Source organism: Hamadaea tsunoensis DSM 44101, assembly GCF_000428945.1.
GTDB classification, from domain to species: domain Bacteria; phylum Actinomycetota; class Actinomycetes; order Mycobacteriales; family Micromonosporaceae; genus Hamadaea; species Hamadaea tsunoensis.
Window position 1 is genome coordinate 214,295 of the sequence record NZ_AUAX01000017.1, and the last position, 11,993, is coordinate 226,287.

Sequence of the window (11,993 nt, forward strand, 5' to 3'; positions counted from 1 at the left end):
ACCGTCCAATCACGCTTTACCTGATTCACCCGATTTATGATCTTCGTACGTATTCGTACGGCCAGTCCGCCGCCCGCGCCAGGGCCGTCGGTGCCGGGTGAGCACACGGGGGCGCGTGGTGGGTCGGATGTGGACGGTGGGCGGGGGTCGCTGGGCGCGGCGGGTGTGCGCCGGTGTGATCGCCGTGGTGCTGCCGGTGGCCGTGGCGCCCGTGGTGCCGGCGACGGCCCAGCCACTGGCGGGAATCTGGGACGGCCGGCGGGCCGAACTGTTCGTCGTCAACGCGGCGGCGCCGACGCTGATGCCGGGCGGCCCGTCGGGAACGGTCAGCGCGACCCTGGTCAACCGCGGCCCCGACCGCGCCCACGACGTGAGTCTCGTCTACACGGTCCCGGCCACGCTGACGTTCGCCGGCGCGAGCATCGCCGGCGGCGCGTGCTCGTACACGGCGCCGAAGGTCACCTGCTCGGTGGCCCAACTGTCGGACAACGAGACCGCGCCGGTCGCGATCTCGCTGCGCGCCGCCGCCGGCACGGCCCCGGGTACCAAGGCGGGCAGCTTCTCCTCGCCGCGCTCGGACGAGTTCAACCCGGCCGGCGGCAACCTGCTCTCCCTCGTACGCCAGGACGACTGGGTCGGCACCAACGAAGGGTCGTCGCTGCCCGGCCGGTGGGAGCCCGACGATCCTTACAACGACCGGCCGCCGTGCGACATCACCGCCGACACCCTGGGCCGGCTCTACCTGTGCCCGCCCCGCGTCTTCGACGACGTGATCTCCGGCCCGACCGCGGCCACCTGCAACGGAAACGTACAGAAGTGCCTCAAGACGTGGGAGTACGTCGGCACGTACTACGCCCAGCAGAGCGGCAGCATCCGCCTCTGTGCGGAGTCGATGGACGACGGCGCGTACGTCAACTGGTCCGACGGGTTCGACCCCGCGACCGGGGACGGCATGGGACCCGGCGTCGCCTGGTCGGCGCGTACGCAGCAGAACCAGGTGGTCAGCCCGTGGAACTCGGGAACCTGGTCGGTGACCGCCGGGCGGGCGTACCGGTTCAGCATCCGGGTGGCCAACCGGGACAACGACTTCACCCGCGGACGCGGCCTCGGCGGGCTGGGCACGTTCGGCCTCTCGACCGTCTACGGCGGCCCGGAGACCTGCTCGTTCGGCAACTTCTGGCCACCCGTGGCGGCCGACGTCACGGTGGCCGCCCCGGCCGCCACGATCGCCCTGACCAAGGCGTTCGGCACCGACCGGGTGACCTGGAGCGACCAGTTCACCGTCCAGATCAAGGACGCCGGCGGATCGGTCGTCAACGCCACGGGCAGCAGCACCAGCGAGGGCTTCGGCTCCACCGTCAACTTCGGCACCGGCACCACCGGGACGACCAAGGTCGTGCCCGGGTCGGCGTACACGCTGACGGAGGTTCCCGCGGCCGGGGCGAACCCGGCCAACTACGGGCAGACGATCGCCTGCACCAACGCGACGCCCGGATCCGGAACGGTGCTGCCCGGCGGGCCCGTCAACCTGGCAAGTCCGCCGGTGATCCGGCCGGGCCCGGACGACGCCATCTCGTGCGTGCTCGCCAACACCGGCGTACCGCCGTCGATCACGTTGCGGGTCAACGCCGTCGGCCCGAACGCCACCTTCCCGTTCACGGTCACCGGCGGCCCGCTGCCGGCGAACCCGAACGTCACGACGGCCGGCCAGTTCGGCGAGACCACGCTGGTCAACACCCGGGCCGGGCAGAGCGTCACGGTCACCCAGAACCCGCCGGCCGGCTGGCAGCAGATCACGAGCCTGTGCAGCAACACGCGTACCGGTGAGGTGCTGCGGCAGCCGTTCACGCTCAACGTCGCCGACCGCATCGTGTGCTCCTACACCGACGTCACCACGGCCCTGGTGAACGCGCCGTGCGTCCTGAACCCGGTGCAGAATCCACGGTTCGCCAGCGGCAACGCCAACTGGAGCACCAGCGGCCAGTGGTACGTCAGCGACGGCCGCATGTCGATCTTCAGCGACAGCGCCGGCCTCGCCACCGACCGCGTGACCCAGACGATCGGCGCGGTCGCCCCCGGCAGCGCGTTACGCGTCTCGCTCGCGGTCGCCGACGGGGTCGGGGGCCAGGGCGGCAACCAGGGCACGATGGAGATCGCGTACGGGGGTGTCGTGTACGCCCGCGTCCTGACCACCGTCGCGAACCAGGGCTTCGGCCGCGACGCCACGATCACGGGGCTCAACGGGGCGACGATCCCGCCGGAGTCGGCGACCGTCACGATGGGCACCGTCGAGGAGATCACGGTCAACCTGCCCGACGGCGTACCCCTGACCGGCGACCTGCAGTTCCGGTACGGCATCACGGGGACGGGGGACACCCTCGGCGTCGCCGACGACGTCGGCGTCACCGGGATCGCGGTGGCGACCGCCGGCATCTGCCTGCGCAAGCAGTCCGCCGGCGGGGTCGGCACCTTCGCGTTCACCAGCACCAACCTGTTCACCAACACGCCGACGCCGGGGACGTTCAGCGTCACCACCTCGGCGGGCAACAACCCGGCGACCGTCAACCCCGCGTTCGGCCGCACCGGTACGCAGCTCGTTGCGACCTCGCCCGGCAGCGACGTCACCATCACCGAGACCGGGGCCGGCGGCTTCAACCCGACCGCCGTCACGTGCACCGACCTGACCACCGGGGCGGCGGTGCCGCAGGTGACCCTCGCCGGGGCCACGATCACCGTGCCCGGATCGGTGCTCGGCCGCCGGCAGATCCTCGGCTGCACCCTCAGCCAGGAGCGCCGCAGCTTCACCGTCCGCAAGTCGGCCAGCCCCGCGAGCAGCGTCCCGGGCGGCACCGTCACCTACACCCTGACCGTGACGAACAACGGCAGCACCGCGTACGCGGGGGCGTCGTTCACCGACAGCCTGTCCGGCGTTCTCGACGACGCCGCCTTCATCGGCGCCACCGCGTCGACCGGGACCGCCACCTTCACCAGCCCCAACCTGACGTGGACGGGCGACCTCGGTCCCGGGGGCAGCGCCACCGTGACCTACACGGTCCAGGTCAACGCCCCCGACACCGGCGACCACCACCTGTCCAACGTCGTCACCACCACCTCGGCCGGCGGCAACTGCGCCGCGAGCCCGCGTCCGGCCGAATGCGCCACCGACACGCCGGTCGCCGACAGCCGCATCCTCAAGACCGTCTCGGCCGGCTCCGCCGTACCGGGCCAGAGCGTCACCTACACCGTCGCCGTCGTCAACAGCGGCCAGACTCCGCTGACCGGGGCGAACTTCACCGACGACCTCACGGCCGTCCTCGACGACGCCATTTTCGCCGGCGCCTCGTCCACCCTCGGCCAGGCGGTCTTCACCAGCCCGAAACTGACCTGGACCGGCGATCTCGCCGTCGGCGCGCAGGCGCAGATCGTCTACACCGTCACGGTCCGCGACCCGGACACCGGCGACCACCGCCTCGACAACCTCGTCACCTCCACGACGCCGGGCAACGTCTGCAACAACGGCCCGATCAATCCCAATTGCAGGACGAGTACGCCGATCGCCGGCCTGCGGATCGTCAAGTCGGCCGACGCCGCCTCGGTGGTGCCGGGCGGTCCCGTCCGGTACACGGTCACGGTGACCAACGTCGGCCAGACCTTGCAGTCGGGCACGCTGTTCGCCGACGACCTGACCGGCGTCATCGACGACGCCACACTGGGCTCGATCACGGTCAGCACCGGGTCGGCCGACTTCGCCAGCCCCCGGCTGCTGTTCCACGCCGTGCTGAGCCCCGGGCAGGCGGCGACGGTCGGCTACACCGCGACCGTCCGGCAGCCGGACACCGGCGACTTCAGCCTCGTCAACGCCGTCACGTCGGGCGTGCCCGGCGCGGGCTGCCCCGCCGCGGCGGACGGGTCGGTCTGCTCGGTCACGGTTCCCGTGGTGAGCCTGCACGTCGTCAAGTCGGCCGACAAGACCGCGACCCAGGTCGGCGGGGCGGTCGTGTACACGATGACGCTCACCAACGCCGGCCGGGCCCCGGTCACCGGCGCCTCGGTCACCGACGACCTGAGCGGCGTCCTCGACGACGCCGCCATCGGGACGCCCACCGCGAGCACCGGTGTCGTCTCCTTCGCGGCACCGACGCTGACCTGGACCGGCGACGTGCCGGTGGGCGGGACGGTCACCGTCACCTACACCGCCACGGTCGCCCGGCCCGACAACGGCGATCACCGCCTGCGCAACACGGTCGCGTCGACGACGCCCGCGGCCGACTGCCCCCGGGCCGGCCAGCAGTCGGCGACCGGCTGCGCCACCGACACCCCGGTGGCCGACCTGCAGATCAGGAAGACCGCCGACGTGGCGTCGACCGAGCCGGGCGGGATCGTCACGTACACGGTGACCGTGGTCAACGCCGGCCAGACCAGCTACCCGTCGCTGACCGGGGTGGACGACGTGACCGGCGTCCTCGACGACGCCGACTTCGTCGGCGCCGTCGCCAGCGGCGGCACCATCGCCTTCACCTCACCGCTGCTCACCTGGTCCAGCGCCCTGCCCATCGGGGGCGAGGGCTCGGCGGTCTACCGGTTCCGGGTCAAGGAGCCCGACACGGGCGACCATCACCTGATCAACTCTCTGTCGTCGACCGCCCCCGGCTCGGTGTGCCCGGGCGGCCCCGCCTGCGCCACCGACACTCCGGTCTCGGACCTCCAGGTGAGCAAGAGCATCGACGTCACACAGGCGGTACCGGGCCAGGTCGTCACCTACACCGTGCGGGTCACCAACACCGGTGTCACGCCGCTGCACGACCTGACCGGCATCGACGACGTCAGCGGTGTGCTGGACGACGCGACGTTCCTGGACGCGAGCGCCTCCGGCGGCTCGGTGAGCTTCGCCCCGCCGCTGCTGACCTGGACCGGCAGCGGCGTACCCCTGCCGGTGGGGGCGTCGGCGGACGTCGTCTACCGGTTCCGGGTCGACGACCCCGACACCGGCGACCACCGCCTGCTCAACTCGCTGTCGTCGACCAACCTCGGCTCCAGCTGCCCCGGCGGCCCGGCCTGCACGACCGACACGCCGATCGCCGATCTGAAGATCGAGAAGAAGGCCGACGAGAGCATCGTCGACCCGGGGGAGGCGCTGCACTACACGGTCTCGGTCACCAACACCGGCCAGGTCCCGCTGATCGGAGCCACGTTCGCCGACGATCTGTCCGATGTGGTCGATGACGCCACCGTCGGCGGTCTGACGTCGACCGTCGGTACGCCGACTCTGAACGGCGCCACCCTCGTCTGGACCGGCGACCTGGCCCCCGGCGGATCCGCCGACGTCGCGTACACCGCCACGGTGCTCGACCCCGACCCCGGCAATCTGGTGCTGCGCAACGCGCTCACCTCGACGACGCCCGGCGCCGGCTGCCCGGCCGTGTTCGCCGGCACGCCCGGCTGCGCCACGTCGACCCCGGTACCCGGTTTTGAGATCGAGAAGACCGCGAGCGCCGCCACGGCCAACCCCGGCGACACGGTCACCTACACCGTGAAGCTGACCAACTTCGGGCAGACCGACCTCACCGGCGCACGCTTCACCGACGACCTGACCGGCGTCCTCGACGACGCGTCGTTCGGCGTACTGACCCAGCCGGGGATCGGCACCGCCACCTTCACCAGCCCCGAGGTCTCCTGGACCGGTACGCTGCCCGCCGGCGCCGTGACGACCGTCGTCTACACGGTGGTCGTCGACGCGGTGGCCGGCGATCACGTCATGCACAACACGATCACCACCGACACGGCCGGCTCGGACTGCGAGGCGGGCTCCGCCGACCCGGACTGCTCGACGATCACGCTGGTGAACGGTCTGTCGATCATGAAGACCAGCGACCGCGCGACCGCCCTGCCGGGCGACGTCGTCACGCATACGGTCACGGTGACCAACACCGGCCCGACAAGGTTGACCGCAGCGCGGTTCACCGACGACCTGACCGGTGTCCTCGACGACGCCGCGTTCACCGGATTCACGCCGCCGACCCTGGGCACGGTCACCTTCACCTCGCCGGCCCTGGACTGGACCGGCGATCTCGATCCCGGCCAGTCCACGGCGATCGTCTACACGGTCACGGTCAGCAGCCCCGGCGGCGGCGACCACGTCATGACCAACCGCGTCAGCTCGCCGACGGCCGGCGCCGACTGCCCGGCGAACTCGGCCAACCCGAACTGCACGACGACGACCCGGATCACCGAGCTGCGGATCGCCAAGTCGCCGAGCGTCTCCTCGGCCGTCCCCGGCCAGACCGTCAGCTACACGGTCACGGTCTCGAACGCCGGTGCGGCGAGCACGGTCGCGCGGTTCGCCGACAATCTGACCGGCGTCCTCGACGATGCCGCGTACGTGTCGGCGTCGGCGACCACCGGCTCCGTCACCTTCACCGCGCCGACGCTGAGCTGGGCGGGCACCCTCGCGACCGGGGCGAGCGCCACCGTCACCTACACCGTCAAGGTCGCCTCGCCCGACACCGGCGACGCGGGCCTGGTCAACACGGTCACGTCCAGCACGCCCGGCGCCATCTGCTCGGCCTGCGCGACCAGCACCCCGATCACCCGGGTATCGATCACCAAGACGCCCGATCAGACGACGCTGCTGCCCGGCGGACTCGTCGCGTACTCGATCGTGATGACCAACACCGGCCAGTCGCCGCTGCCCGCCGCGGACCTGACCGACGACCTGACCGGGGTGCTCGACGACGCCGCCGCGAGCGGCTTCACGGCCAGTACGGGCAGCGTGGCCTTCACCTCGCCGCAGCTGCGCTGGACCGGTGCCCTGGCACCGGGCGACGCCGTGACGATCACCTACACCGCGACCGTGAACGATCCCGACACCGGCGACCGGCACCTCGCCAATCGGGTCACCTCGACGGTTCCCGGCAACAACTGTCCCTGCGCGACGGACACCCCGGTCGGCGGCATCGCCATCCTCAAGACCGCCGACCGTGCCACGGCCGTGACCGGCGACTCCGTGCAGTACCTCATCCGCCTCACCAACGTCGGCCAGTACGCCGTCACCGGCGCGACGATCACCGACGACATCGCCGGCCTCGTCGACGACGGGACCGTGGGCGGGCTGTTCGCCACCTCCGGCACGGTCGGCCGGGTCGGCGACACGGTCACCTGGACCGGTGACCTGGCGGTCGGCACTTTCGCCGTGGTCGCGTACCGAGTGGCGGTGGCCACGCCGGGCACCGGCGACCACCTGCTGGGCAACCGCGTCGTCTCGAGCACGCCCGGCACCAACTGCGCGGCCGGATCCGCCGACCCCGCCTGCGTCAGCGACGTCCCGATCGGCGAGCTGAGCATCGCCAAGTCCGCCACGCCGCCGGTCGCCACGCCGGGCGAACCGGTCACCTACACCGTCAGCGTGCGCAACCTCGGCCAGGTCGCGTACGCGGGGGCATCCTTTGTGGACGATCTGACCGGCGCGCTCGACGACGGCACGTTCGCGGGCGCGTCGGCCACCACCGGTCAGGCGGTCTTCACCTCGCCCACCCTCACCTGGACCGGTGACCTCGGCATCGGCCGGTCCGCGACGGTCACCTACACCCTGACCGTCGCCAATCCCGACTTCGGCGACGGCACCATGCGCAACGCCGTCACCTCGCCGACCGCCGGCGCCGACTGCCCCGGCCGGGCCGCCTGCGCGACCAGCACACCCGTCGCGGGCGTACAGGTGAGCAAGGTCGCCGACCATGCCTCGGCCGTGCCCGGCGACACCGTCACCTACACCGTGACCGTCGCCAACACCGGCCAGGCACCGCTGCCCGCGGCCACGTTCACCGACGACCTGTCGGGGGTGATCGACGACGGCACGTTCACCGGCGCGACGGCGAGCACCGGATCGGCCGCCTTCGCGGCGCCGGCCCTCACCTGGACCGGTGACCTGCCGGTCGGCGGCAGCGTCACGGTCGCGTACACCGTCCTCGTCGGCGCGCCCGACCTGGGCGACCACCTGCTGGTCAACCGGGTCGCCGCGCAGCTGCCGGGCAGCAACTGCACCAGCGGCCGCGCCCAGGCGCTGTCGTGCTCGGTCACGATCCCGGTCGCCGGGCTCAGCCTCACCAAGACCGCCGCGCCCGCGAGCGCGGTCGCGGGCACCGACGAGACCTACACCATCACGCTCACCAACGTCGGCCGCACGACCCAGACCGGCGTGCTGTTCACCGACGACCTCACCGGCGTCCTCGACGACGCCGACTTCGGCGGCGCCGGCGCCACCGGCGGGTCCGCCTCCTTCACCGCGCCCGAGCTCACCTTCGGCGGCACCCTCGCTCCCGGGGCCACCGCCACCGTCGTCTACACCGCCCGCGTACACGCGCCCGACAGCGGCGATCACCACCTGCTCAACCGGCTCACCTCGACCGCGCCCGGAGCCACCTGTACGCCGGGCGTACCGTGCGAGACCGACACCCCCGTCGCCGAGCTGGCGATGACGAAGTCGCTGGACCAGACGGCGGTGGCGCCCGGCGACCCGATCTCCTACACCGTCACGGTCACCAACACCGGCGCGACCCTCCTGAGTGGAGCGACGTTCGCCGACGACCTCGGCGGCGTCCTCGACGACGCGGTGTTCGGCACCGCGAGCGCGTCGACCGGGACCGCCACCCTCACCGGGACCGTGCTGACCTGGACCGGCGATCTGGCCGCGGGCGCACGGGCGGTGGTCGCCTACACGCTGACCGTGCGGCGACCCGACCCGGGCGACCACCGGCTGATCAACGCGCTCACGTCGGCCACGCCCGGCGGGCCGTGCACCGCCGCGACGCCCTGCACGACCGACAATCCGGTCGACGGACTGAGCATCGCGGAGGTACCCGACCGGCCTTCGGCCGCCCCGGGCGACACCGTCACCTGGATGATCACCGTACGCAACACCGGCCAGACCGCGTACGCGACCGCGACCGTCCTCGACGACCTGACCGGCGTACTCGACGACGCGTCCTTCGTCGACTCGCACGCCGACAGCGGCACGGTCACGTTCACGGCCCCGACGCTGACCTGGACCGGCCCGCTGGACATCGGCGCGACGGCGACGATCACCTACCGGGCGGTGGTCAGCGCCACGACCGCACTGGCCGCAGTTCCTGGCACGGTACGCGGCGCGGCCCTCCGCCACGGCGTCGCAGCCGCCCGCCCGGCCCTCGCCCGGATCGGCACGGGCGACCACCTGATGGACACCTCCGTCACCTCGCCGACCGCCGGGGCGAACTGCGTCACGGGCTCGCCCTGCACGACGGCCACGCCGATCAGCGAGCTGGCGATCGCCAAGTCGGCCGCGCCGGCCGCCGCCCCGATCGGCTCCACCGTGGACTACCGGCTCACCGTGACCAACCTCGGGCAGACCGCGTACGCCGGGATCAGCGTGGTCGACTCGCTGACCGGCGTGCTCGACGACGCCACGTTCCTCGACGCGCAGGCCGCCACCGGGACTGTGGTGTTCACCGCGCCGACCCTTACCTGGACCGGTGACGTCCCGGTCGGCGGGAGCGTGACCATCGGCTACCGCGTACGCGTCGACGCCCCGGACACCGGCGACCACCTTCTGGTCAACGGCGTGACCTCGCCCGCCGCGGGCAGCACCTGCGTGGCCGGCGCGCCGTGCACCACCACGACTCCGGTGTCCGACCTGCTCATCGTGAAACGGGCCGCGGCGGCCGTGGTCGCCGCCGGCGGCACCGCGAGCTACACCGTGTCGGTGACCAACCAGGGGCAGACCGTGCTGACCGGGGCGACGTTCACCGACCACCTGGCCGGCGTGCTCGACGACGCGACCTTCGGCGGCGCCTCGGCCACGGCCGGCGCGGTCGCGTTCACCGCGCCGGACCTGACCTGGACGGGCGACCTCGGCATCGGCGCGAGCGCGGTCGTCACCTACACCCTGACCGTGCACAACCCGGTCGACGGCGACGGCACGATGCTCAACTCCGTCGACTCGCCGACGCCCGGCAGCTCCTGCACCACGGTCGCGCCGTGCACGACGAGCACGGCGGTGACCGGCCTGGCGCTCACCAAGTCCGTCGACCGCGGCACCGCGAACCCGGGCGAGACGGTCACCTACCGGCTGACGGTCACCGACAGCGGCCGGACCGCGGTCACCGGCGCGACCGTCACCGACGACCTGGCCGATGTCCTCGACGACGCGGACTTCGGCACCGTGACCGCCGACCGGGGGCTCGCGGTGTTCGCCCGCGGCACCGTCACCTGGACCGGCGACCTGGCCGCCGGCCAGACCGCGACCGTCGTCTACACGGCCGTCGTGCACAGCCCCGACCGGGGCAACCATCGGCTGATCAACCGCTACGCCTCCGGTACGCCGGGGGCCAACTGCGCCGGCGACGCGCCCTGCGACACCACCACCCCGGTACGCGAGCTCAGCATCGCCAAATCCGTCACGTCCCCGGACCGGCTGCGCGGCGTACCGCTGGGCGGGTCGCCGGGGGAGACGCTGCGGTACAAGGTCGTCATCCAGAACGTCGGACCGGTCGACGAGCCGGCGGCCACCGTCACCGACGACCTGTCCGGGCTGCTCGACGACGCGGTCTTCCAGGACGTCACCGCGACCGCCGGCACGGCCGCGTACGCCGCCCCGATCGTGACCTGGGCCGGCGCGCTCGCCCCCGGCGCGTCCGCGACCGTGGTCTACGACATCCGGGTCGACGATCCCGACACCGGCGACAACGTCCTCACCAACCGGGTCAGCGGCAGCGCGCCGCTGTCGAACTGCCCGGGTGAGGCGCTCGCCTGCCGGACGGTGACACCGGTCGGCCAGTGGGACGTCGTCAAGTCCGCGTCGGCGCCGATCGTCCACGAGGGAGCGACGGTCACCTACACGATCGTCGTGACCAACACCGGCCTGGCCGACGTCAGCGGGGCCGCGCTCACCGACGACCTGACCGGGGTGCTCGACGACGGCGTCCTCGGCACGCCGTCGACGACCTCCGGCACGCTCATCTACACCGCCCCGCAGCTGCGCTGGATCGGCGCGCTGCCGGTCGGCGGGTCGGCGACGATCACGTATCCGGTCACCGCCCGCCGCCCCGACCCCGGCGACAAGGTCATGGGCAACGCCGTGGCACTCGGCGCGCCCGGGGGCAGCTGCACGAGCTGCACCGCCGTGGTCGCCGTCGAACCGCCGCTGCAGAACCCGTCGCCGTCGGCGTCACCCTCGCCGTCGCGCCCCGCCGCGGGCAGTCCCGGTGCCGTCCCACCCGCCGCGCAGCCCGGCGTACCGGTCACCGGCGCCCCGGTGGCGAGCATGCTGCGGTACGCCGTCATCGCCCTGCTGCTCGGCTCGTTGGCACTGTGGCTGGGGCGCCGCCGATCGGCTCGGAACACGCAGCCCGGAACGGAGTGAATCTCATGTGGACGGTTCTGATGTCGGCCCTGGTGCCGGCCGCGGTGCTGACGGCACCGGTGCACCCGTCGACCCCGCCGAAGACGTCGGCCGCCCTCGTCGTGGCGGTCAGCGACGGGGTGGGGGAGGCCAAGGTCGGCGACCGGCTGGCGTACACGGTCTCGGTGCGCAACGACGGGACGGCGCCCGGCAACCGGCTCGCGGTCACCTTCACCCCGCCGGCCGGCATGACCCTGACCGCGGCGGGCGCCCAAGGGAGCGTCGCGGCGGGCGGGGCGCGCTGGACGGTGACGGTGCCCGCCGCCAGGACCGTCACCCTGACCGCCTCGGCCCGGGTCGACACGCTGCCCGACGGCGCCAAGGGGCTCGCCGCGATCGCCTGCCTGACCGAGGCCGGCCAGCGGCTGTGCGCCACCGACATCGACCAGATCCCGGGCCGCGACGACATCCACGCGACCGCCGAGGCCGCCCCCGCCGCGAAGACCGCGACCGGCTGGGTACGCCTCGCGACCCTCGCCGGGATCGCCGCCGTGGCCCTGGTCGTGGCCGGTGCCACGGTGCTGCGGAGACGCCGCCGGACCCGGTGACGGTCGTGCGCGGC

Annotated in this window: 2 protein-coding genes; both read left to right on the top strand. The window is 72.8% G+C overall.

Going from position 1 to position 11,993, the window contains the following annotated elements:
* The first annotated feature begins 127 nt into the window (after nucleotides 1-127).
* Nucleotides 128-11,392, top strand: a complete 11,265-nt coding sequence (locus tag G401_RS58395; RefSeq protein ID WP_157546256.1) for a DUF7927 domain-containing protein — start codon at nucleotides 128-130, stop codon at nucleotides 11,390-11,392.
* A gap of 5 nt (nucleotides 11,393-11,397) precedes the next feature.
* Entirely contained in the window at nucleotides 11,398-11,979 is a 582-nt protein-coding gene (locus tag G401_RS0124125; protein ID WP_027344510.1) for a DUF11 domain-containing protein, read from the top strand.
* Nucleotides 11,980-11,993 lie beyond the last annotated feature (14 nt).